This is a genomic window from Polaromonas sp. P1_F8 (assembly GCF_056405635.1).
In genome coordinates this window covers 1,093,043-1,115,326 of sequence record NZ_JBFUBS010000001.1, presented here as the reverse complement: position 1 = coordinate 1,115,326, position 22,284 = coordinate 1,093,043, and the positions used below count along the sequence as shown (strand labels likewise).

Genomic DNA, 22,284 nt, shown 5'->3' with positions numbered 1-22,284 from the left:
ATTCCCCAACCCGGTGCATGGGCATTGCGATGCACAATCTGCCCTTTTTGGTTTTCTGATGCTCACACTTCGCCCGGAACTGCAGACCCCCCTTGTGAGCCAGATCGTCGACGGCCTGCGGGGCATGATTGCCGGGCAAGCGCTGAAACCGGGCGTCAAGCTGCCGTCCATCCGCGGTTTTGCCGCCATGCACGGCGTGAGCGTCTTCACGGTGGTAGAGGCGTACGACCGCCTTGTGGCCCAGGGATGGCTTGTTTCCCGGGCCAATGCCGGGTTTTTCGTCAAGCGCAGGGGCGATGATGGTGCATCGGGTGTGCCGTACGCGCAGCCCCCGCAGCCTAAATTTGACGCCCGCTGGTACCTCAAGCAGATTTTTGAAAACCGCAACCTGCCGATGAAGCCCGGTTGTGGCTGGTTGCCGCACGATTTTCTGTTCGGGGACGCGCTGCGCCGCAGCATGCGGCACCTGTCGGTGGACGGTTCCTCTCTTGAGGGTTACGGCCTGCCTTATGGGCATATGGCCCTGCGTATGGTCATTGCGGAGGCGCTGGCTGAAAACCAGATATCGGTCGAGGTGGACCAGGTGCTGCTGACGCAAGGCTCCAGCCAGGCGTTGGACCTGGTGGCCCGGCAACTGGTCAAACCGGGCGACACCGTGCTGGTCGATAGCCCCGGCTATCCCAACCTGATGTTCATGTTGCGGTTTTTGGGCGCCAACCTTGTGGGTGTGCCGCGCACCCCCACGGGTTACGACCTGGCTGCGCTGGAGGCGCTGCTGGCAGAGCACAAGCCCAAGGCCTTCTTCACCCAACCCCGTTTGCAAAGCCCGACGTGTTCGATTGCGTCCGCGGCCCATCTGCACCGCCTGCTGCAACTGGCCGAGACGCACGGCTTCACGCTGGTGGAAAACGATATTTACGCCGACATGGACCCGGTCTCGCGGTCTACGCTGGCAAGCCTGGACCAGCTGCAGCGCGTGGTCTACATCGGCAGCTATTCCAAAACAATTTCCCCTAATTTGCGCGTGGGCTACCTGCTGGCACGAGGCGAGCTGATCGAGGACCTGGCACAGCTCAAGATGATTTCGGGCCTCACCTCGTCCGATATCGCCGAACGGCTGACTTTCGGGGTGGTCACCGACGGCCGCTGGCGCAAGCACCTCAAGTCGCTTCGCGAGAAGCTGGCTGCAGCGCACCGCAAGACCGAAAAGAACCTGACCGGCCTGGGGTTTGAGCTTTTCCATGAGCCAGGGGCCGGCATGTACCTGTGGGCCCGGCACCCGGACCTTCCCGATGGGGCCGTCCTGTCCAAAGAGGCTACGCCTGAGGGCATCATGCTGGGTCCGGGCCAATTGTTTCTGCTGGAGCCCCATCCGACGGGTTGGCTCCGCTTTAACGTGGCTTTCAGCGACGATGAGCGCATATGGCGCTTTTTGTCCCACCGCATTGATCTGGGCCGGCAGACAGCCCAATAAAGCGGGGGCATCCCCCTCAAACCTATAATCAAAGGCTTAGCCAAAGCGGGTGAGCCCGAGGGGCGCCGCCTTGCCAAAACCACTATTGCAGACCATGAGCCATCCCACCTCCACGACAGCCTCCACGTCAGCTTCAACGCCCGTATTCACCGTCTCGGACATTCGCAAGACATTTCTTGATTTCTTTGCGTCCAAGGGCCACACCGTGGTGCCCTCCAGTTCGCTGGTGCCGGGCAATGACCCGACGCTGATGTTCACCAACTCTGGCATGGTGCAGTTCAAGGATGTGTTCCTGGGCACTGACAAGCGCCCCTACGTGCGCGCAGCTTCGGTACAGGCCTGCCTGCGCGCCGGCGGCAAACACAACGACCTGGAAAACGTGGGCTACACCGCGCGCCACCACACCTTTTTCGAGATGCTGGGCAACTGGAGTTTTGGCGACTACTTCAAGCGCGAATCGCTCAAATGGGCCTGGGAATTGTTGACCGAGGTCTATAAGCTGCCGCCCGAACGCCTGCTGGCCACGGTGTATGAAGAAGACGATGAGGCCTACAACATCTGGACGAAAGAAATCGGCTTGCCGCCTGAGCGCGTGATCCGCATCGGCGACAACAAGGGCGGCCGCTACAAGTCCGACAACTTCTGGATGATGGCCGACACCGGCCCCTGCGGTCCATGTTCCGAGATCTTTTACGACCACGGCGACCACATCCCCGGCGGCCCACCCGGCAGCCCGGATGAAGACGGCGACCGCTTCATCGAAATCTGGAACAACGTGTTCATGCAGTTCGACATGGCCGCCGACGGCAGCGTCACCAAATTGCCAGCGCCTTGCGTGGATACCGGCATGGGTCTGGAGCGCCTGGCCGCCATCTTGCAGCACGTGCACAGCAACTACGAAATCGACATCTTTGCCGAGCTGATCAAGGCGGCGTCGCGCGAAACCGGCGAAAAAGACCTGGGCAACAAGAGCCTGTTTGTCATTGCCGACCACATTCGTGCCACCGCGTTTCTGGTGAGCGACGGCGTCAACCCGTCCAACGAAGGCCGGGGCTATGTGCAGCGCCGCATCATCCGCCGCGCGATCCGCCACGGCTACAAGCTGGGCAAGAAGACACCGTTCTTCCACAAGCTGGTGGCTGACCTGGCCCGCCTGATGGGCGATGCCTATCCCAAGCTCAAGGCCGACGAAGCCCGCATCACATCCGTGCTGAAAGCCGAAGAAGAGCGCTTCTTCGAAACGCTGGAAATCGGCATGACCATCCTGGACACCGCCCTGGCGGGTGGCGCCAAGGTGCTGCCGGGCGACGTCGCCTTCAAGTTGCACGACACCTACGGCTTTCCGCTGGACTTGTCGGCCGACGTGTGCCGCGAGCGCGGCGTCGAGGTTGATGAAGCCGGCTTCAAGGCCGCCATGGACAAGCAAAAGAACCAGGCACGCGCCGCCGGCAAGTTCAAGATGGACCGTGCGCTGGAATATTCCGGCGAAGGCCACGCTTTCACCGGCTACGAATTGCTCGAAGAGCCCGCCAAAGTTGTCGCGCTGTATGCCGACGGCGTGGCCGTGCAGGCACTCAATGCAGGCCAAAGCGGCGTGGTAGTGCTGAGCACGACACCGTTCTACGCCGAAAGCGGCGGCCAGGTCGGTGACCAGGGCCGGCTCACGGCCGCCGGTTCTACCTTCACGGTAGACGACACGCTCAAGATCAAGGCTGATGTGTTCGGCCACCATGGCACGCAGGAAGAGGGTACGCTGAAAGTCGGCGACACCGTGACCGCGCAGGTCAACACCGCGCTGCGCGCCGCGACCGTGCGCAACCACAGCGCCACCCACCTGATGCACAAGGCCTTGCGTGAAGTGCTGGGCGATCACGTGCAGCAAAAGGGTAGCCTGGTGAATGCCGAGCGCACGCGCTTTGACTTTGCACACAACGCGCCCGTCACTGACGCGCAGATCCGTGAGATCGAAGCACGCGTCAATGCCGAAATTTTGTCCAACGTGGCAACCGATGCCAGCGTGATGGCCATGGAAGATGCGCAGAAGTCCGGCGCGATGATGCTCTTCGGCGAAAAGTACGGGGAGACCGTGCGCGTGCTGACGATCGGCTCCAGCAAGGAGCTCTGTGGTGGCGTTCACGTCAAACGCACCGGTGATATTGGCCTGTTCAAGATCGTGGCTGAAAGCGGTGTGGCCGCAGGTGTGCGGCGCGTGGAAGCCGTCACCGGCGAAAACGCGCTGGCCTATTTGCAGTCGCTCGAGTCCACGGTGGAAGCCGCGGCAGGCTCGCTCAAGGCCAGCCCGTCCGAACTGCAAGGCCGCATCAGCCAGGTGCTGGACCAGGTCAAATCGCTGGAGAAAGAAATCGCTGCGCTCAAGGGCAAGCTGGCTTCTTCACAAGGCGACGAGCTGGTCACGCAGGCTGTTGACGTCAAGGGCCTCAAGGTGCTGGCCGCGAAGCTCGAAGGCGCCGACGCCAAGACGCTGCGCGACACCATGGACAAGCTGAAGGACAAACTCAAAACCGCCGTCATCGTGCTGGCTGCCGTCGATGGCGACAAGGTGCAGATCGCCGCGGGCGTGACTGCCGACAGCGTGGGCAAGGTCAAGGCCGGTGAACTGGTGAACTTTGTGGCCCAGCAGGTGGGCGGCAAGGGCGGCGGCAAGGCCGACATGGCCATGGCCGGCGGCACCGATGCGTCCAAGCTCGGTGATGCACTGAAGTCGGTGCAGGCCTGGGTGACCGAGCGCGCCTGAGGCGGTCCGTCAAAGCGCTATTAATTTGATAGCTGCTCGCGCCCGTTGGTAAAGGGCTGGAGGCCAATTTCGTTCAAGAAATTGGCCTTTTTTCATTCTTTTCTCACTCAACGGCGGCCCAGAACACTGCAAACCAGCTTTGCGGGTCGGTCCAGTAGCGAACCTGCCCGAATCCGGCTTGCCGTAGCAGCGCCGTCATGCTTTCCACGGTGTACTTGTATGAGCATTCGGTGTGGATGCGTTCGCCGGCGCCAAAGCGCCGCGCATGCCCGGGCCAGCGCACCGTGAGGTCCGACAAGGCTTCCAGGTGCATTTCGATGCGCGACTCCGCGGTATTGAAGAGCGCCACGTGGCGCCACTGACGAACATCAAAATCCGCGTGCAGGAGTTCGTTGACGTTGAGCAGCGCGTTTTTGTTGAAGGCAGCGGTCACGCCCAGCGCATCGTCGTAAGCCGCTTCCAGCCGTGCGGTGTCCTTCACCAGGTCAATGCCCAGCAGCAGGCCGCGCGCCTTGCCTTGCGCCGGGTCGGCGATGTGCTGCAAGAACCGCAGGGCCTCTGCCGGATGAAAGTTACCCAGGCTGGAGCCGGGGTAGAAAAACACCCGTTCCTGGCTTTGCACTTCGCGGGGCAACACCAGTCCGGACGAAAAATCCATGCCCAGGCCGACGATGTCGAGCGCGGGAAAACTGTTTTGCACCTGCGCGGCGGCATCGCGCAAAAATTCCACCGAGATGTCGACCGGCACATATTGCCGCGGCTGGAGATGCGGAATGAGCGCTGCGGCCTTGGCGCAATTGCCGGCGCCCAGGTCGATCAGGCAGGCGTTGTGAACGCCGCTCGCGCTCAGCGTGGCGGCGATCTGCGGGTAAGACGCCGCAAATATGGCGGCCTCGGTGCGGGTTGGGTAGTACTCATCCAGGCCCGTGATCGCCTCGAAAAGTTTCGAGCCCAGCTCGTTGTAAAAGAATTTGGGGCTGATGGTGGCCGTGGGCTCAAGCAAACCTTCTTCCAGCTCCTGCGCCACATTTTGGGTCTGGCCCGGCTGCGACTCGTTGTAGAGGTTGATGAACTGCGGCGATGCCGTTGGCAGGGCCTCAGCGAGGCCGGGAAATTTGAGGGGCAGGTTCACGTTGGATCAGCCAGTTAAGTGATATCGACAGATTTAAAAGCAGATAGCGAAACGCCTTTGTAGGACTGAACCGCTTTGGGCGCAAGCGGTGCCGGCCAAATGCTGTCCTATATAGGGTTCTTTTGGACCGTCCGCTGGGCTGGGCGCGGCTTTCACCGCCATCTGCATTTCCTGTGTCACTTGGTCGCTGAATGCTGCCATTTCTTACAAAAAGCCGGGCCGCACCGATATTGCACGAGTGGCTCAGGGCGTTGGCTGAACCTGGCTTGTGTCCCCCTGCGCGAAGTGCTGCAAGGTGTCGCCGGCCATGCGGTAGCGCACCCATTCAGCTTGCGGCTTGGCGCCCAGCGACTGGTAAAACTGGATGGCCGGCTCGTTCCAGTCCAGCACGCTCCATTCGAGCCGCCCGCAGCCGCTGTCAAAAGCCAGCCGGGCCAGGTGGCGCAACAGCCGCTTGCCGGCGCCGCTACCCCGGTGTTGGGGCGATACGTACAAATCCTCCAGATACATGCCTTTGCGTCCCAGCCAGGTGGAGTAGCTGAGGAAGTACACCGCAAAGCCCACAGGCTTGCCGTCTATCTCGCAGATGAGAGCGCGGGCAGGCGTCCCGGCCTCAAACAGGCTGCGCTCGATGTCTGCGACGCTCGCAATGACCTCGTGCTCCGCTTTTTCATAGATGGCCAGTTCGACGATGAAGGCGTGAATCACTGCGGCGTCGCCGGTTTGGGCATTCCGGATATGGATGTTCATGAAGGTTCCTGTGATTTGTGTGAAGGCGCCGGCTGGCGCATGCAGCGGATGCTATACGGTCCCTAAAATGCAGTCAGTGCCTGTTCTTGCAGCGATAGAAGTCGTCCACCCCATTTACCCCTCAACCTGCGTACCAACACCAGGGCCCATGCCGACCCCGTTTCCGACCCCGTTTATCTCCCGCCGCCATTTCCTGCTGCAGACAGCCGCCGCCGGCTCAGGTGTCGCCGCGCTTCCCGCAATGTCGCAGGGGCTGACCGGCCCGGCTTATGAAGTGTCTCCCTGGTCCGGTCCATTGGCAGCGTTCTCGCTGGTGGACACCACCGGCAAGACCTGGCGCCCGGCCGATTTGCGCGGCCGTGCCGTGCTGTTGAATTTCTGGGCCAGCTGGTGCGAGCCCTGCCGCGCTGAAATGCCGACGCTGCAGCAGATTGCCGACCTCTACGGCGACGACAAACTGCTGGTGCTGGCCATCAACTTCAAGGAGCCGGCGGTGCGTGCGCTGCAGTTCGCCAAGACCACCGGGGTAACACTGCCGGTGCTGCTGGACCTGGATGGCAAAGTTGCCCGGGGCTGGGGCGTGAAGGTTTTTCCGACAACCTTGATGATCGACCGCACAGGCCGGCCGCGCCAGCGCGTGACAGGCGAGGTCGACTGGACCAGCCCCGCCGCCGAAAAGCTGATTGCCGGCTTGCTCAAGCCCTGAATTTGTCTCGGCACGGCACCGGCGATAATCCAAGGCCAGCCCTTGCGCTGCCTTTTGCGGGCCGTGTGGGCTGCCAGACATCCCGGAGCATCTTTACCTGCCCCGGTGCACGTCGCCCTCACACCCACCCGGAGATACCTTTCATGTCGACCGTACGCCGCACTTTCCTGAAGAACACCGCAGCTGCCACCGTGGCCGCTGCATTGCCCGCCATCAACTTTGCCCAGACGCCTGCCGCCGCGCCCAGCCGCAGCAACTTCGCACCCCAAAGCGGCGCCTGGCGAACTTTCGACGTGACCACGCGCGTTGACATCCTCAAACCGCAAGGCGTGACCAAGGTGTGGCTGCCGATCCCCTCGGTCAACAGCGACTACCAGCACTCGCTGGAAAATGGTTTCTCCAGCAACGGCACCGCCAAGCTCATGCAGGACGGCCAGGACGGCGCGAAGATGCTGTATGTGGAGTTCGCGGCGAGCGAGCCAAAGCCCTATGTGGAGCTGACCAGCCGCGTGCAGACACAAGGCCGTGCGATGGACTGGGCGCAGAAAACCGCCCCCGCCGAAAGCGCCGACACGCTGCGTTACTTCACGCGCCCCACGGCGCTGATCCCGACCGACGGCATTGTGCGCAAGACCGCAGTGGCCGCCACCCAGGGTGCCAAGACGGATGTGGAAAAGGCGCAAAAACTCTACGACTGGATTGTGGCCAACACCTACCGCGAACCCAAGGTGCGCGGCTGCGGCGAAGGCGACATCAAGACCATGCTGGAAACCGGCAACCTGGGCGGCAAATGCGCCGACTTGAATGCGCTGTTCGTGGGCCTGTGCCGCTCGGTGGGCCTGCCTGCCCGCGACGTGTATGGCATTCGCCTGGTGCCTTCAGCCTTTGGCTACAAGGAGCTCTCGGGCAACCCCGCCAGCCTGAAGGGCGCGCAGCATTGCCGCTCCGAGGTTTACCTCAAGGGCTACGGCTGGGTGGCGATGGATCCGGCCGACGTGGCCAAGGTCATGCGCCTGGAAACGGCCGAGTGGATCAAGACCACCGCCAACCCGGTGGTCGCGCCTGTGAACAAGGCGCTGTTTGGCGGCTGGGAAGGCAACTGGATGGCCTACAACACAGCGCATGATGTCGCGCTGCCCAAGGCCAGCGGCGAGAAGCTCGGCTTCTTCATGTACCCCGTAGCTGAAAACGCCGCCGGCCGTTTTGACTCCTATGCGCCGGATGATTTCAAGTATCAGATCACTGCAAAAGAGGTCAAGGCCTGAGCATCACGTGGCGTGCAGCCTGACAAGAGCTGGTGATGCAGGAAACAATGAGACAGCGATTGGAGCCGGTGTTGTCAGGACGTTCTTGCTGTAAAGCGCTTCATTGTTTGGATCAGCATTGTCAGCTTGCCCAACGCCAAAAGCTGTGTAAAACTGGACTGAAAATTTGCGGGGTTTCACGGAATTTTTATAACTGTATAAATTTACCGTGTATGGGCTTGAGGCCCAGCATGCAAGCGGCTTACAGGAGTTTTAGATGCCCAGATTAGATTGCAAGCGCCAGGTTATACCGCAGGTTTTGCGGCATACATTACGTTAGCCCGCATGAACAACAGTCGTCTTCGTCGCGCCGCAGCGTTGTGGATTGTTTTCTCGATCAGCCAGGCGCTGCTCGTTGCAACTGTTTGGGGTTTACTCAACTACGTGCAGTCGCAGCTCAAAGTGGCTTCAACCGAATTGGAGCTCGCTGCTGCAAATCTACTCAGTGGTCTGCATGCAGTTCTTTCATGGCCCGTCAGCCTGCTTATGTTCTCCGATGCTCCTGAGAGCATATTCGTTGGAGCCGCTGTACTTCATTTCGCGCTTTGGGGCGCGGTTTGGCTCACAGTATGGCGTTTCGTTCGTCGCGTGCAACTGAGGAGCGCGCATGAGGGCTAACTGGTCGGCCCACTCGGACGTGCAACATCAGAAGGCCGCTTCGCGGCGTGTATTGCGCGCCGGTGGCCTTCAACGTTAGACCTCATGGACTCCATCGCACATCGACTCACGAAGCTATCGCTCTGGGGCTTGCCGCTTTTATGGCTTGCTCTAGCCGTGTTTGTATGGCTTCGTCACTCATGGCTTGCTGGTGCTTGCTTCGCCATAGCTGGCCTCAGCGGTTTGCTCTGGAACTTATTCTTTTTGCCGATTGGCGTTGGTCGTCCCGCTGAAATCTGGCGCGCAATGGTCTTCGTCGAATATGACGAAGCTCCTTTGGGTCACGTTCTTTCGGTATACCTCCCGCTGCTTTCAAAGCTGTCTCTTGTGGCCGCAGTTTCCATGCTTGCTTTCAAGCGTGCTGTTTAATCCATCATTCCAGCGGACCGCCATTGGCGGCCGCTGAATTCAAACGTCAGGTCGCATAAGAGTAGCCACCCATGTCCAAGGCCATTCATTTCATTGGCGCGCTCTTCGCGATGGGGCTTGTCTGGTTTTTTACCCTCGTGGGCTTGGTCGAGTGGCTAGCGCCGGGCATCGTGTCGGGTTTTGGCTTTGTCGCAATGCTCGCCACTTGCCTGCCACTTGCCGGATACCCCGCATGGAGGCTCTTTGTCCAGCGACGTCCTTAGCAGGGTTCTGCGGTCTAACAGGTCGCTCGATACGGAAAACGTCGCGGCGCATTGCCACTGCGTGCCGGCCAACTCCAATGTCAGGTTTCATTAAATTTTTAAACGCTATGCCCACGACATGATTCACTTAACTCGAACAACCATCGCACTATTCTTTATCTCGATTCTTCCATTGCAATTATGTGCGGCAGAGGCGATTTTGACTCCCGGTGAAAGAGTTATCGCCGTAGCCTCCGTTCAGCCGGTAGAGAAGTTTTCAATTGAAAATGCGCCAAACGGCCTGGATATCATCTTTCCCGGCCCGGCCTTCTTCGTGAAGAAGGGGGTTGAAAAGAATCGAATCAACGAACTTAAGGCGGCGCTGGCAAAGCAGGCCTTCGACGTACAAGAGGAACTTGCATCTGCCACCTTGAGTGCTTTGAAGGAGGCCAACCAAAGCGCCGTACCGGGAGATGGAATCAAATATGAAAAGGACGACCCGACGTCGATTGACTACAAAAATAGCGCAATCGCCGCGGACAGCATACTGACGGTGACCATATCGAATATGGGACTTTATTCCAGTCGGCTAAAGACGACGTTCGCACCCAGGTTGAATGTCTCGTTTGAACTCGTAGACATAAAGACAGAGAATTCGATCTATTCGCAATCCATCAGTTATGGCGCAGACGCCAACAAGAATTCGGATGACGAGATCACCGCCAACGCGAATTACACCTTCGCATCGTTCGAGGATGCCCTCAGTAGAGCGGCGGAGCTGGTTGAGGCGTATCGAGATGGAATCAAGAGGACGGCGCAACTCGCTGCTCAACAAATCAAAGGCGCGCGTTAGGCGGAACGACCGACGGATGCAAGTCAATTGCACTTTTCGCACGCCCATGAAAAACTTACCCCATCATTCCAGCGGACTGCCTGCGGCAACCGCTCACCTCAAACGTTAGGAATCAAGGAACACATGCTCCACGACCCATGGCTTGGCCGATGGCTTCCGATGCTCCAGGAGTCAGCCGACTCACTGCCGGTGCTTGAGATCGGCTGTGGAACAGGCGCAGACACGTCCACCTTGGTCGGTGCCGGCCTTTCCGTTCTCGCCTTCGATCTTTCGGCCACCTCTGTCGCCGCTGCGAGGCTCCGGGCACCTCAGGCACGCATCTCATGCCAGGACATCAGAGATCCGTTTCCCCTCCGCCCTGGCGAAGCTGGTGCCGTTGTGGCAAGCCTTACCCTGCACTACTTTCCATGGCAAGAAACCCTGGAACTTGTGAGCCGCATCAGGCAGACGCTCAAGCCGGGTGGGCTGCTCTTGTGCCGGCTGAACTCGGTTCAGGACAAAAACTTTGGAGCCACTGGGCATCCTGCCATTGAGCCCAACTACTACCTTGTGGACGGCCAGGCCAAGAGGTTCTTTGATGAGCAGGGCGTCGACGAACTGTTCGCAACCGGATGGAAGGTCTTGTCCAGGGAACACCAGACGACCAACAAGTACGTTCGCAAGAAAGCGCTGTGGGAGGTCGTGGTCCAACGCGGCACCTGACCCATCGTTCCAGCAGACCCCCTTCGGCTTGGCGCTATGGGTGACCTGTACCAAGGGTCAAGCCCTGATCAGCGCTACAGATTCCGCAGCGCCAGCCGGCTTTCAAAGCGTCGCTGCTCGCCTGTTACCGGGTCCATGAATGCAATGGATTTGGCCAGCAGCTGCAGCGGGTAGCGGTAGTCGTCTTCCGGTGTGTGCTCTACCGGCGGGTACATGCGGTCATTCAGCAGCGGCAGGCCAAGCGCATTCATGTGCACGCGCAGCTGGTGCTTCTTGCCTGTGACGGGGCTGAGGGCATACAGGGCCTGGTCGCCGCGCACTTCGAGCACATCGATCAGCGTTTCGCTGTTGGGCTGGCCCTCTATTTCACGCTGCCGGAAAAAAGGCTCGTCTTCGACGATGCGGCTTTTGCGCGTGATGGGAAAGCCAATATCGGCGCGCCATGGCGCCACGGCTTCGTAGTGCTTGGTGACTTCATGCCGGCGAAACAGTGACTGGTAGGCATCGCGTTCAGCCGGGTTGACTGAGAACAGCACCAGGCCCGCCGTTTCGCGGTCGATGCGGTGGATGGGTACGAGGCCGTCGATGCCGAGCTGGTTTTTCAGGCGCACCAGCAGGGTCTCCTGCAGATAGTGGCCGGAGGGCGTCACAGGTAAAAAATGCGGCTTGTCGGCCACGACAAGGTGTTTGTCCTGGAACAGCACGGTCTCTTCAAAGGGAATGCGGGGCTCTTCGTCCAGCGCGCGGTAGTAGTACACGCGCATGTGGCCGCGGTAGGGCCGTTCGGCGGTGACGGCTTCGCCGAATTCATCGACCACCAGTCCGTCGTGCATGCGTTGCAGCCACACCTGGCGCGAGATGGCCGGGAAGCGGGCCACCAGGAAATCAGTGATGCTCGGCCAGTTGCCGGCCGGCAGGCCGACGCAGCTGGGGCTGATACCTGCCCGCGTGGTCAAGCCATGCAGCCCGAGCTTGGGTGTTTTACTCACACCCGCGCAGCCGCAAGATCAGGCACGCACAAACACGACGTCCCAGACGCCGTGCCCCAGCTTGATACCGCGGTTTTCAAATTTGGTCAGTGGGCGGTAGGCTGGCTTGGGCGCATAGCCGCCGGCGCTGCTGTCCGCGGTGTTTTTCAGCAGCGGTTCAGCGCTCAGTACTTCCAGGATTTGCTCGGCATAAGGCTGCCAGTCGGTGGCGCAATGCAGGTAACCACCGGGTTTGAGGCGGGCCGCCAGTTTGGTGATCAGCGGTGGCTGGATCAGCCGGCGCTTGTTGTGTTTTTTCTTGTGCCAGGGGTCCGGGAAAAAGATGTGCGCGCCGTCGAGGCTGGCGCGGGGGAGCATGTCGTCAATCACTTCGACCGCGTCATGCTGCAGGATGCGGATGTTGGACAGCTTCTGTTCGTCGATACGCTTGAGCAGGGCGCCCACGCCGGGCGTGTGCACTTCGCAGCAAATGAAATTCTTCTCGGGCATCAGCGCGGCAATGTGCGCCGTGGCCTCGCCCATGCCAAACCCTATTTCGAGGATGGTGGGGGCGCTACGCCCAAAGGCTTTTTCGAAATCAAGCGGCGCATCGGCATAGGGCAGCAAAAACTTCGGGCCCACATCGGCAAAGGCCTTGGCCTGGCCCGCAGTGGTGCGGCCGGTGCGGCGCACGAAGCTGCGGATGTTGTGGGGCGGGTGGGTGTCGGCGGGCGCACCTGCGGGCGAGGCAGGCGGCTCAGGGGGAAGGGTTTCAATCACTTGCCGATTTTAGTCGCCCAGAGTGGGATGGCCTGCTGAAGCCATTCTGCGGGCGTCCGCGCGTTGACTATACGCTCGACTTCCAGCCCCAGCGTTTGGCCCGCCTGGGCCAACAGTGTCAGCGGTTGGGAGGTGTCCAGCGGCTGGGCACCGTTCTGCTTGGACAGCTTTTCGCCATTGGCGCCCAGCACCAGCGGCGTGTGCAGGTAGCGCGGCAGCGGCAAGCCGAGTGCGCGCTGCAGCAGGATTTGCCGCGCGGTATTGTCGGCAAGGTCCTCACCGCGCACGATGTCGGTGATGCCCTGGGCTGCATCGTCCACCACCACGGCGAGCTGGTAGGCCCAGAGGCCGTCCGCCCGTTTCAGGACAAAGTCGCCCACCTCACGGCCGACGTTTTGCATCTGTGTGCCCAGGCGGCGGTCGTTCCAGCGGACTTCGGCTTGTGCGGCAGCTGGTGGCGTGGCATCGATTGCTATTAAATCTATAGCTGCTTGCGCCCGTCCTGATTGGTCAAGGCCACTATTTGGCACATAATTCTGTGTCAAAAACCGCCACGCACGTGCAGCACGGCCATGCAGCCCATTGCGGCAGGTGCCGGGGTACACCAGTTCGCCATGGCGTTCGCGTGGCTGCCCGGAAGCCGCCAGCGCCTGCGCAATGTCCTGCCGCGTGCAGGCGCAGGGGTAGGCCAGTCCCCGGGTGACCAGTGAATCCAGGGCGTTCTGGTACTGGGCGCCGCGTTGTGACTGGTAAACCGGCACTTCATCGGGTACCAGGCCGCAACAGGCGAGCTGTTCAAGAATGACGCGGTCTGCGCCAGGTACGCAGCGCGGGGTATCGACATCTTCGATGCGTACCAGCCAGAGGCCATGGTGAGCCCGGGCATCCAGCCAGCTGGCCAGGGCCGCTACCAGCGAGCCCGCGTGGAGCGGGCCTGTGGGGGATGGGGCAAACCGGCCCCGGTAGGCCGTGTTCAGATCACGGACAGGGCCATCTCAAGGCCCGAGACAAAGCCGTCTTCTACCCGGTGACCCAGGCACCAGTCGCCGCAGGCGCCAATGCGCGATTTGGCATCCCAGGCGTGGGTTTTTCCCAGTGGCTGCTGCGTCTGGGCGTGGCGCCAGCGGTGCACCGCCGCATGCGGCGGCTGGGCGCGGATGCCTGTCACTTCTGTGAAGGCCTTCAGCAGCTTGGCCTTGACGCGCTCGGCATCGTCTTCCAGGTGGCGTTCCGACCATTCCGGGCTGGCCTGCACGGTCCAGCGTTCGATCGGGCTGCGTCCGGGCTTGGACGATTCCCGCGCCAGCCAGGCAATGCGGTGGTGCGTGCTGCGCGCCGCATTCCAGTGGGGGCCCAGGTGCGCCATGGTGGGTTGCATCGCTTGCGGAAAAGCCAGCATCAGTGTCCAGCAGGGCGCAACGCTAACCTCGGACAGCTCGGCCACCAGGGGCTTGGCCTGTTGCGAGCTGAGCAACAGGGCCTGCGCCTGCGAAGACGGCACCGCCAGAATGACGGTGTCAAAACCCGAATGGACGCGGCTGTCTGCGCCGGGTCCTTCGGTTTGCAATTGCCACTGGCTGGCGTGCAGCTTGTCGGGTTCTATCCGCATGACTTCGGTTTCCAGCGCGAGCTGGCCGGCGGCATCCAGGGGCTGGGCCCACAGCCGCACCAGTGCGTTCATGCCGGGTGAGGCGACCCAGTGAGCTTCCTTGGGCGGCAGCGCCGAGGCCACGACACGGCCGAGTTCGTCGAGGATGCGCACGGTGTTGGCGCTCCAGGGCCGGACCAGCCCGGTAGCGGTGGCCAGGGCCTTTTCAAACCGCGCATCCCGCACGGTGAAATATTGCGTGCCGTGGTCAAAACCGCCGAATTCGCTTTCGCGTGTGGCCATCCGGCCGCCGGCGCCCCGGCTTTTTTCAAACACCGTGACGCGGTGCCCGGCCTGCACCAGGGTGCGGGCGCAGGCAATGCCCGCAATGCCTGCGCCTATGACGGCAATGCGGCGCGGAGCCGCGGATTCAGGGGAGCGGATGGATTTTTTTGTCATGTCTTTGTACTTTGTGCGGTTTGACGAATGGGCGTGCTGCGGATCGTTCAAGCGATTTGCGGCGTCCCGGCGTATGTCATCACATCTCAACCATAAACGAAAACTTTAAGAACCTGTTTCAAGCACACTCTACACGCAGCCGCAGCGCATGCGCAGATATTGCGTGTCACTACGGGTTTTCATGCAGACTGATCACGCTCCAACAGGGCTTTTCGCGTGGCGGGATTTTCCAGTTGCTTGAGCCACCACTGCAGCGCCCGCCCGCCATGGCCATCCACGGCGCGCAGCCACGCATAACTCATGGGTACCAGGCGTGGGGCACGCTGCATTTTTTTCTCGACCAGCCTGCCGGTGGCGACGTGCGGACGCGCAAGGTATTCCGGCAAAAAGCCGCCGCCCAGGCCCCGCAGCTGGGCCTGCAGTTTTTCCTGCATGCCGGGCACCGTAAAAATGTCCTGGCCACCGAGCAGGCCCACGGTGATGCCGCTGCCACGCTGCACGGAATCCGCCACGGCCACGGCCCGGTGGGGCATCAGCATCGCATCCGTTATCGGTTCAGCAGCTTTTGCCAGTGGATGGTGCGGTGCCACTGCGTAGATGAAATGAATGCTGCCCAGTGTCTTGTGTTGCACCGAGGTATTGACGGACGGTTCCATGGCCACCCCGATGGCCAGGTCTGCCTGGCCGGAGGTAAGCGCTTCCAGCGTGCCCGACAGCGCTTCTTCGCGAATCCGCAGGCGTGTGGGCGGGTTCAGGGCAAAAAAAGCTTCGCACAGCTCCATCACGGTGGTGCGCGAGATCACACTGTCCACGGCCAGCGTGAGCTGCGGTTCCCAGCCGGTGGCAACGCGCTTGACGCGGTTGGCCACGGCGTCGAGTTCGGCCAGCAGGCGGTTGCCTTCACGCAGCAGTTCCTTGCCGGCCTCGGTCAGTTTGGCCTGACGTGATGACCGGTCAAACAGCAGTACGTCCAGGGCGTCTTCCACCTGGCGGATGCGGTAGGTGAGGGCGCTGGGAACCAGGCCCAGCTCGCGCGCCGCAGCCGCCATGCTGCCGGCCCTGTGCACGGCGCCAATCAGGCTGATGCTCTCGGGGGTCAGGGCGTCGCGAATCCGGTTATTGCTCATTGGGGGAAATATCATTCAAATAATTTGAATGATGCCATCAAAATGCAGCAATGAAAAGCGGGCTGCCGGCGCCTACATTGGAGTCATTGCAACGCAGTTCAATGCACCTTGAAAGGAGCACCTCATGATGACTTTAAGAACATCCGGCGAACGCGGTTACGCCGACCACGGCTGGCTCAAATCTTTTCATTCCTTTTCGTTCGCAGGCTATTACGACCCGGCCCACATGGGCTTTGGCAACCTGCGCGTCATCAACGAAGACCGCATTGCCGCCGGCCGCGGCTTTGGCACCCATGGCCACAAGGACATGGAAATCATCAGCTATGTGCTGAGCGGTGAGCTGGCGCACAAGGACAGCATCGGCAACATCAAGGGCATCCCGCCCGGTGATGTGCAGCGCATGAGCGCGGGCACCGGTGTGCAGCACAGTGAGTTCAACCACGCAGACGGCCAGACCACGCATTTCCTGCAGATCTGGATCGAGCCCAATGTGACCGGCATTCCGCCCAGCTACGAGCAAAAAACATTTGCCGATGCCGAAAAGCGCGGCACGTTGCGGCTGGTGGCTTCGCCCGACGGCAGCCAGGGCTCGGTGCTGATCCATGCCGATGCCAGGCTCTATGCAGGCCTCTTCAGCGGCGCGGAAACCGCCGCGCTCCCGCTCGACGCAAAGCGAAAAACCTATGTGTTCCTGATTCGCGGACAGCTTGAAGTCAACGGCCAGGTGCTGAAGGCCGGCGACGCTGCTGCGCTGCAGGCAGAAGGCACACTGCAACTGGGCCACGGCCAGGATGCCGAGGTGCTGGTGTTTGACCTGGCACCGTAACGCCCGGTCACATGCTGTAACCCATCACCCAGGTCAGGTGCCGAATGCGTACAGTCGCATGGTGCTTGCCCAGAGTGTTTTTTTCCTCCATCATTTCCCCGTTTACTTTATTCATAAGGACTCATCATGCTCAATTCCCTGCAAAACCCTTTGTCCCTGATCGGCCGCCTGCTGCTGGCCCTGCTGTTTGTGCCTGCCGGTTTTTCCAAGATTGCCGGCTTTGCAGGCACGGTGGGCTACATCGCCTCCAAAGGCGTGCCGCTGCCTGAAGTTGCTGCCGCCATTGCCATCGTGGTGGAACTGGGCTTGGGCATCCTTCTGGCCGTGGGCTTCCAGACGCGCTGGGCCGCGCTGGCCATTGGCGTCTTCACCGTCGTCATCACCTGCGTCTTTCACGCGTTCTGGGTTGACCCTGCGCAACAGATGGCGTTCTTCAAGAACATGGCCATTGTCGGCGGCCTGTTCACCGTCGCGGCTTTCGGTGGCGGCGCCTGGAGCGTAGACGGCAAGACCAAGGGCTGATCCATCAACGGGGCTGCAGCTTTGGGCATGAAGCCCTGCTGCAGCCTTTTTGTTTGCCTGCTTTAGATTTCAACCCTCTGCCGTGAAAGACACTGAATGTCCAAAGTTGTCGTGATTTACCACTCCGGCTACGGCCATACCCAACGCATGGCGCAATCAGTCGCCGAGGGCGCGGGCGCTGAACTGGTGGCTATTGATGCCGAGGGCAACCTGCCCGAAGGCGGCTGGGAAACCCTCGATGCCGCCACCGCCATCATCATGGGATCACCCACCTACATGGGCAGCGTCAGCTGGCAGTTCAAGAAGTTTGCCGATGCTTCTTCCAAACCCTGGTACACCCAGGCGTGGAAGGACAAACTGTTTGCCGGCTTCACCAACAGCGCAGCCATGGGCGGTGACAAGATGTCGACGCTGAATTACCTCTTTACTTTGGCCATGCAGCATGGTGGCATCTGGGTCAGCCAGGGCGTGTTGCCCAGCAACAGCAAGGCGGCGGTGCGCAGCGATACCAACTACCTTGGCTCTTACAGTGGCGCCGTCGCACAATCGCCATCAGATGCAGGTGCCGGCGAAATGAACGCAGGCGACCTGGACAACGCCCGCAACTTCGGGCAGCGCGTAGCCGGTATCGCCGCGAGATTCGCTCCCTAAATCAGCTGTCTAAACCAGCTTTCTTTTTACAGGAATTGTCATGACCGTTGAACTCAGGCGCAACCCTCCGGCGGAGCTGGCCCAGCATCTGCAGATCCGCAGCCACGAGCTGATTACCGACGCTACGTTGGCAGAAGGCGGTGATGATGCCGGCCCCTCACCCCATGACCTCTATGACGCGGCGCTCGGTGCCTGCAAGGCTGTTACCGTGATGTGGTACGCCCGCAAGAAGGGCATTCCAGTCGATGAGATAAAAACGCGGGTTGAGCGAGACGACTCCCAGGAACGCGCCGGTGTCTACAGGCTTGCCACCAAACTCCAGATCAAGGGTGCCTTGACGGACGCCCAATTGCAGGAATTGCACACCGTTGCCCAGAAATGCCCGGTGCACAAACTCATGAGCACCGTCACGACGGAGATCACGACCGAAGTGGAGCGCCTGGCATGAGCGTTGCGTTGAAACTGACGGGACATCACAAGGACCTGGGCGGCGGATTCATGGTGCGCCGCCTTCTGCCTTCTGCGCAGCAGCAGTCTGTCGGCCCTTTCATCTTCTTTGACCACTTCGGCCCGGTGACCGAACAACCCGGTACCAACCATGACGTGCGGCCGCATCCGCATATCGGCCTGGCCACCGTGACCTACCTGTTCGAAGGCGCCATGATGCACCGCGACAGCATCGGTTCTGCCCAGCGCATAGAACCCGGTGCCATCAACTGGATGACGGCAGGACGCGGCATTGTGCATTCGGAGCGCGCGCCCGACGACCTGCGTGACACCCCATATGTGAACCACGGCCTGCAGCTGTGGGCTGCCTTGCCAGCAGAGTTTGAAGAAACAGCACCCGGTTTTTCACACACGCCTGCGGACAGCATCCCCGAGGTATCCGTGGACGGTGCGGTGGTGCGTGTGCTGGTCGGCGAGGCATTCGGAAAAGTCTCGCCCGTCAAGACCTTCTCCAAAACCCTTTACCTGGATGTGGCGCTCGCGGCGGGCACGCCCTTCACGCTGCCGCCGCTGGCAGCGCAGATGGCGCTGTACGCGGTGGACGGCGACCTGCTGCTGGACAGCGAGCCTCTGGCAATGCACACCCTCGCGACCCTCTCGCCCGGCACAGCAGTAAAGCTCAGCGCAAACACCCCGACGCGCCTGGTGGTGATCGGCGGCGACGCACTGGATGCGCACCGCTTCATGTGGTGGAACTTTGTTTCCAGCCGCAAGGAGCGCATCGTGCAGGCCGGTAAGGACTGGGACGCCCAGGCCATGGGACAGGTGCCCGGGGAGACCGAATTCATCCCGTTGCCTGAACGGAAGTTCACCGCGGGCTGAGGCCCGGCAAGTCTGGCAAAAGCTTTTTGAGGGAAATCCCTGCGTTTAAGATCACGCGATGCAAATTTTCAGCCTGCTTCCCTGGTCCGACTGGATGGCCATCGTCTGGTTCTTTGGCGGCTGGATGGGCTATGCCTGGTTTGCCCGGCACTATGGGGTCAAACGGCCTTCGCTGCTGCGCACCACCAACCGTTACCGGCACCATTGGCTGATACAGGCCACCTCGCGCGACCCGCGCGTGATCGACGGCATCATCACGCAGAATCTTTCCAGCACGCCCGCGTTTTTTTCGTCGACCACGATCATCATCATCGGCGGATTGTTCGCGCTACTCGGCACCACCGACAAGGCGGCCGAGCTGGTGCGCGAAATCCCGTTTGCCGTGCGCACCTCGGTGCTGATTTTTGACCTCAAGGTGTTGATGATGGTGGGTGTATTTGTCTACGCCTTTTTCCGTTTCAGCTGGTCGATGCGCCAGTACACCTTTGTCGCCCTGCTCATTGGCTCGATGCCGTCGCCGCAAGAGTTTGAGGTCGGTAAATTTGACCGGGAGGTTTTTGCCACGCGCGCCAGTCGCATGGTGGCTCTTGCTGCTGAAACCTTCAACGATGGGCTCCGGGCCTACTACTTCAGCTTCGGCATCATGGCCTGGTTTTTTTCCACTTTCGCATTTGCGCTGGCGACCGCCGTGGTGGTGCTGATTTTGTACAACCGCGAGTTCAACTCGGACGTGCTGGACGTGTTGCGCGAATAGTCGCGAAGGGTTTTTCTCAGAGCCGGCTATCGGGCAGGTCACGTGCCAGGCGCAGGCCGCTGAACTGCCAGCGGGCATCGGGCGGGAAAAAGTTGCGGTAGCTGGCACGTATGTGGCTTTGCGGCGTGGCACACGAGCCGCCGCGCAGCACAAACTGGTTGCACATGAACTTTCCGTTGTACTCACCCACCAGGCCTTCCCAGGGCCTGTAGCCGGGATAGGGGTTGTAGTTGGACTGTGTCCATTCCCAGACGTCGCCGTACATCTGGGCCGGTAGCCCACGATTTTCTTCCTGCTGCGGCAGCGGGTGGTATGCCGCTTTTTCCACAAAGTTGCCCTGCGGCACGGGGCTGGCCACCACGCTGCGCGCTGCCAGCTCCCATTCAAACTCTGTCGGCAGGCGTGCACCGGCCCACCGCGCAAAGGCATCGGCTTCGAAGTAGCTGAGGTGGCAGGCCGGCGTGTTCGGGTCTACATCAATCAGCCCTTGCAGCGTGAAGTGCTGGTAGCGCCCACCGGAGCCCTGCCAGTAGAAGGGCAGGCTAACGCCGTTCTCGGTGACCCAATCCCAGCCCATGGAAAGCCATAGCTCCGGGCGCTGATAGCCCCTGTCGGCGATGAAGGCCATGAACTCGCCATTGGTGGCGGGTCGGCTGGCCAGCTCGAAGGCCGCTACATACACCTTGTGGCGCGGCGTTTCGTTGTCGAAGGCAAATTCACCGTCGCGTCCCGCGTCAAAGCCGTGTTCCACCAGACCCGCGTCGTGGCGCACCCAGTCCACCGGCTGTGGGTGAATGCCTGCCAGCGGCCAGCGGCTGGCATAGGCGGGACGTGCCGGATTGAAAGACAGCGCATGCTTGATGTCCGTCAGCAGCAGTTCCTGATGCTGTTGCTCGTGGTGCAGGCCCAAGGTGACCAGTTCGGCCAACTCTTTGCGCTGCGCGGTGTCATTACCGGCTTCTACCTGTGCGATCACTTCCTGCATGCGCTGGTCGACCTGTGCACGGTAAGCCAGCACTTCCTCGAGGGAGGGGCGGCTGATCAGCCCGCGTTTGGGCCGTGGGTACTTGTCGCCTACGCCGTTGTAGTAGCTGTTGAACAGCACCCTGAAACCTGGATCAAACGGCTTGAAGCTGGATTCGAAACGCTCGAGGATGAAAGTCTCGAAGAACCAGGTCAGGTGAGCCAGGTGCCATTTGGCGGGGCTGGCATCCGGCATGGACTGGAGCTGGCAGTCCTCGGGGCTCAGGGGCTCGATCAGGGCTTCGGTCTGCGCCCTGATGGCCATAAAGCGCATGGCCAGCGGGAACTGCCGCGCCTGGGGGGGCTGGAAGCGGGAGAGTGATGGTTCTGTAGGCATGATGGCTACCGTATGGATGGGCGCGACAGGGGGCTGACCCATGACCTGCACAAAAGGGAAACGGTGAAGTTCGGTGTGATAGCAATGACCGGCTTAAAAGCTTTGCACGGCACCCGGCCTTCAGCTGTCAGACAAGGCCTCGAATGCAGTGGTGATGGCCGGGGGAACGGGCCTTGAAAGCGGCTTGGCCACGGGATTGACCTGAGGTTTCAGTTCAGGGTCCAGGGCGCGCCGCTCGTCAAACACAAAACATTCACCGTCAAAATGCGCGCGTCCGCTTTCCTCGAAATACTTGAGGATGCCGCCATCGAGCTGCCAGACGTTTTCGATACCGGCTTCGCGCATGAGGATGGCTGCCTTTTCGCAGCGAATGCCGCCGGTGCAAAAGCTCACGACGGTTTTGCCCGCAAGCTCTTGCCGGTGTGCCAGCAGGGCCTGGGGAAATTCAGTGAATTTGCTGATGCGCCAGTCGATGGCATTTTTGAAGGTGCCGACATCAGCTTCAAAGTCGTTGCGGGTGTCCAGCGTCACCACCGGGCGGCCGGTATCGTCGCAGCCCGCGTCAAGCCAGCGCTTGAGCGTGGCTGCGTCCACCGCCGGAGCGCGACCTGTGGCTGGCTGGATGGCGGGGTGGTTCATGCGGATGATTTCCGGCTTGACCTTGACGAGCAGCTTGCGAAACGGCTGGGCGCCCGACCAGCTTTCCTTGGCTTGCAGGTCGCTGAAACGGGCATCCTGTTTCAACCATGCCAAAAAATCATGAATATCTTCCGCCGGGCCCGCCAGGAAGAGGTTGATTCCTTCTTCTGCCAGCAGTACGGTGCCTTTGATCGCGCGTTGCTGGAGCGCCTGTTCGATGCTGCCCTGCAGCATCGCAGGGTGCGCCAGCGTGACGAATTTATAGGCCGCAATGTTCAGGATTTGCATGATGCGGTCGATTGTAGGCAGGCATGCAGGGCCTTGCACTGCGTCACGG

At 61.0% G+C, this 22,284-nt stretch carries 24 protein-coding genes; 15 read left to right on the top strand and 9 right to left on the bottom strand.

All coding sequences use genetic code 11. The features are described from left to right. Positions 1–58 precede the first annotated feature (58 nt). Both AC1D1J_RS05220 and alaS read left to right on the top strand, forming a co-directional pair. On the top strand, positions 59–1,474 hold the full coding sequence (locus AC1D1J_RS05220) for an aminotransferase-like domain-containing protein (RefSeq protein WP_477685294.1): 1,416 nt from the start codon (positions 59–61) through the stop codon (positions 1,472–1,474). A 94-nt stretch (positions 1,475–1,568) separates the two neighbouring features. Continuing rightward, a complete protein-coding gene (gene alaS, locus AC1D1J_RS05215; RefSeq protein ID WP_477685295.1) occupies positions 1,569–4,229 on the top strand; it encodes an alanine--tRNA ligase in 2,661 nt (886 codons plus the stop codon). 103 nt (positions 4,230–4,332) lie between these two features. Here the strand turns inward: alaS and egtD are convergent, their stop codons facing one another. Together egtD and AC1D1J_RS05205 are read right to left on the bottom strand one after the other, a co-directional pair. Beyond that, positions 4,333–5,361, bottom strand: a complete 1,029-nt coding sequence (egtD, locus tag AC1D1J_RS05210; RefSeq protein WP_477694046.1) for an L-histidine N(alpha)-methyltransferase — start codon at positions 5,359–5,361, stop codon at positions 4,333–4,335. A 243-nt stretch (positions 5,362–5,604) separates the two neighbouring features. Continuing rightward, positions 5,605–6,111: an N-acetyltransferase family protein gene (locus AC1D1J_RS05205; RefSeq protein WP_477685297.1), complete on the bottom strand. Its 507-nt coding sequence runs from the start codon at positions 6,109–6,111 to the stop codon at positions 5,605–5,607. 148 nt (positions 6,112–6,259) lie between these two features. On the opposite strand from AC1D1J_RS05205, the gene AC1D1J_RS05200 reads away from it, so the two are divergent. The 7 genes from AC1D1J_RS05200 to AC1D1J_RS05170 all read left to right on the top strand — a co-directional run bounded on the left by AC1D1J_RS05200 (position 6,260) and on the right by AC1D1J_RS05170 (position 10,944). Then, positions 6,260–6,817: a TlpA disulfide reductase family protein gene (locus AC1D1J_RS05200; protein WP_477694045.1), complete on the top strand. Its 558-nt coding sequence runs from the start codon at positions 6,260–6,262 to the stop codon at positions 6,815–6,817. A gap of 143 nt (positions 6,818–6,960) precedes the next feature. After that, positions 6,961–8,082: a transglutaminase-like domain-containing protein gene (locus tag AC1D1J_RS05195; protein ID WP_477685299.1), complete on the top strand. Its 1,122-nt coding sequence runs from the start codon at positions 6,961–6,963 to the stop codon at positions 8,080–8,082. 324 nt (positions 8,083–8,406) lie between these two features. Beyond that, on the top strand, positions 8,407–8,739 hold the full coding sequence (locus AC1D1J_RS05190; RefSeq protein ID WP_477685300.1) for a hypothetical protein: 333 nt from the start codon (positions 8,407–8,409) through the stop codon (positions 8,737–8,739). Between the two features lie 84 nt (positions 8,740–8,823). Continuing rightward, positions 8,824–9,147, top strand: coding sequence for a hypothetical protein (locus AC1D1J_RS05185; RefSeq protein WP_477685301.1), 324 nt, complete (start codon positions 8,824–8,826; stop codon positions 9,145–9,147). A 71-nt stretch (positions 9,148–9,218) separates the two neighbouring features. Then, a complete protein-coding gene (locus tag AC1D1J_RS05180; protein ID WP_477685302.1) occupies positions 9,219–9,410 on the top strand; it encodes a hypothetical protein in 192 nt (63 codons plus the stop codon). 118 nt (positions 9,411–9,528) lie between these two features. Continuing rightward, positions 9,529–10,242 carry a hypothetical protein gene (locus AC1D1J_RS05175; protein ID WP_477685303.1) on the top strand — a complete coding sequence of 238 codons (714 nt, stop codon included), beginning with the start codon at positions 9,529–9,531 and terminating at the stop codon, positions 10,240–10,242. Between the two features lie 123 nt (positions 10,243–10,365). Further along, positions 10,366–10,944, top strand: coding sequence for a class I SAM-dependent methyltransferase (locus AC1D1J_RS05170; protein WP_477694044.1), 579 nt, complete (start codon positions 10,366–10,368; stop codon positions 10,942–10,944). A 74-nt stretch (positions 10,945–11,018) separates the two neighbouring features. On the opposite strand, the gene AC1D1J_RS05165 is transcribed toward AC1D1J_RS05170, so the two are convergent. The 5 genes from AC1D1J_RS05165 to AC1D1J_RS05145 all read right to left on the bottom strand — a co-directional run bounded on the left by AC1D1J_RS05165 (position 11,019) and on the right by AC1D1J_RS05145 (position 15,881). After that, complete coding sequence (locus AC1D1J_RS05165) at positions 11,019–11,933, bottom strand: RluA family pseudouridine synthase (RefSeq protein ID WP_477685304.1); 915 nt, start codon at positions 11,931–11,933, stop codon at positions 11,019–11,021. A gap of 18 nt (positions 11,934–11,951) precedes the next feature. After that, entirely contained in the window at positions 11,952–12,692 is a 741-nt protein-coding gene (gene trmB / locus AC1D1J_RS05160) for a tRNA (guanosine(46)-N7)-methyltransferase TrmB (protein ID WP_477685305.1), read from the bottom strand. Continuing rightward, positions 12,689–13,669 (bottom strand): tRNA glutamyl-Q(34) synthetase GluQRS, encoded by a 981-nt coding sequence (gene gluQRS / locus AC1D1J_RS05155; RefSeq protein ID WP_477694471.1) that lies wholly within the window; start codon positions 13,667–13,669, stop codon positions 12,689–12,691. Before gluQRS ends, trmB begins: the two co-directional genes overlap by 4 nt. Then, positions 13,666–14,739 carry an NAD(P)/FAD-dependent oxidoreductase gene (locus tag AC1D1J_RS05150; protein ID WP_477694043.1) on the bottom strand — a complete coding sequence of 358 codons (1,074 nt, stop codon included), beginning with the start codon at positions 14,737–14,739 and terminating at the stop codon, positions 13,666–13,668. Before AC1D1J_RS05150 ends, gluQRS begins: the two co-directional genes overlap by 4 nt. A gap of 179 nt (positions 14,740–14,918) precedes the next feature. Beyond that, positions 14,919–15,881 (bottom strand): LysR family transcriptional regulator, encoded by a 963-nt coding sequence (locus tag AC1D1J_RS05145; protein WP_477694042.1) that lies wholly within the window; start codon positions 15,879–15,881, stop codon positions 14,919–14,921. 109 nt (positions 15,882–15,990) lie between these two features. Between AC1D1J_RS05145 and AC1D1J_RS05140 the strand changes: the two genes are divergently transcribed. The 6 genes from AC1D1J_RS05140 to AC1D1J_RS05115 all read left to right on the top strand — a co-directional run bounded on the left by AC1D1J_RS05140 (position 15,991) and on the right by AC1D1J_RS05115 (position 19,948). Next, positions 15,991–16,692 carry a pirin family protein gene (locus tag AC1D1J_RS05140; RefSeq protein ID WP_477694041.1) on the top strand — a complete coding sequence of 234 codons (702 nt, stop codon included), beginning with the start codon at positions 15,991–15,993 and terminating at the stop codon, positions 16,690–16,692. A 126-nt stretch (positions 16,693–16,818) separates the two neighbouring features. Then, on the top strand, positions 16,819–17,214 hold the full coding sequence (locus AC1D1J_RS05135; protein ID WP_457280229.1) for a DoxX family protein: 396 nt from the start codon (positions 16,819–16,821) through the stop codon (positions 17,212–17,214). Positions 17,215–17,310: 96 nt separating this feature from the next. Beyond that, positions 17,311–17,865 carry a flavodoxin family protein gene (locus tag AC1D1J_RS05130; protein WP_477694040.1) on the top strand — a complete coding sequence of 185 codons (555 nt, stop codon included), beginning with the start codon at positions 17,311–17,313 and terminating at the stop codon, positions 17,863–17,865. A gap of 40 nt (positions 17,866–17,905) precedes the next feature. Beyond that, on the top strand, positions 17,906–18,313 hold the full coding sequence (locus tag AC1D1J_RS05125) for an OsmC family protein (RefSeq protein ID WP_477694039.1): 408 nt from the start codon (positions 17,906–17,908) through the stop codon (positions 18,311–18,313). Then, the gene (locus AC1D1J_RS05120) at positions 18,310–19,194 is read left to right on the top strand and encodes a pirin family protein (RefSeq protein WP_477694038.1); all 885 of its coding nucleotides are present in this window, start codon (positions 18,310–18,312) and stop codon (positions 19,192–19,194) included. Before AC1D1J_RS05125 ends, AC1D1J_RS05120 begins: the two co-directional genes overlap by 4 nt. A gap of 58 nt (positions 19,195–19,252) precedes the next feature. Then, positions 19,253–19,948: a DUF599 domain-containing protein gene (locus AC1D1J_RS05115; RefSeq protein ID WP_477694037.1), complete on the top strand. Its 696-nt coding sequence runs from the start codon at positions 19,253–19,255 to the stop codon at positions 19,946–19,948. Positions 19,949–19,964: 16 nt separating this feature from the next. Here the strand turns inward: AC1D1J_RS05115 and egtB are convergent, their stop codons facing one another. Then, complete coding sequence (gene egtB / locus AC1D1J_RS05110) at positions 19,965–21,308, bottom strand: ergothioneine biosynthesis protein EgtB (protein ID WP_477694036.1); 1,344 nt, start codon at positions 21,306–21,308, stop codon at positions 19,965–19,967. A gap of 120 nt (positions 21,309–21,428) precedes the next feature. After that, the gene (locus tag AC1D1J_RS05105; RefSeq protein WP_477694035.1) at positions 21,429–22,235 is read right to left on the bottom strand and encodes a sulfurtransferase; all 807 of its coding nucleotides are present in this window, start codon (positions 22,233–22,235) and stop codon (positions 21,429–21,431) included. Positions 22,236–22,284 lie beyond the last annotated feature (49 nt).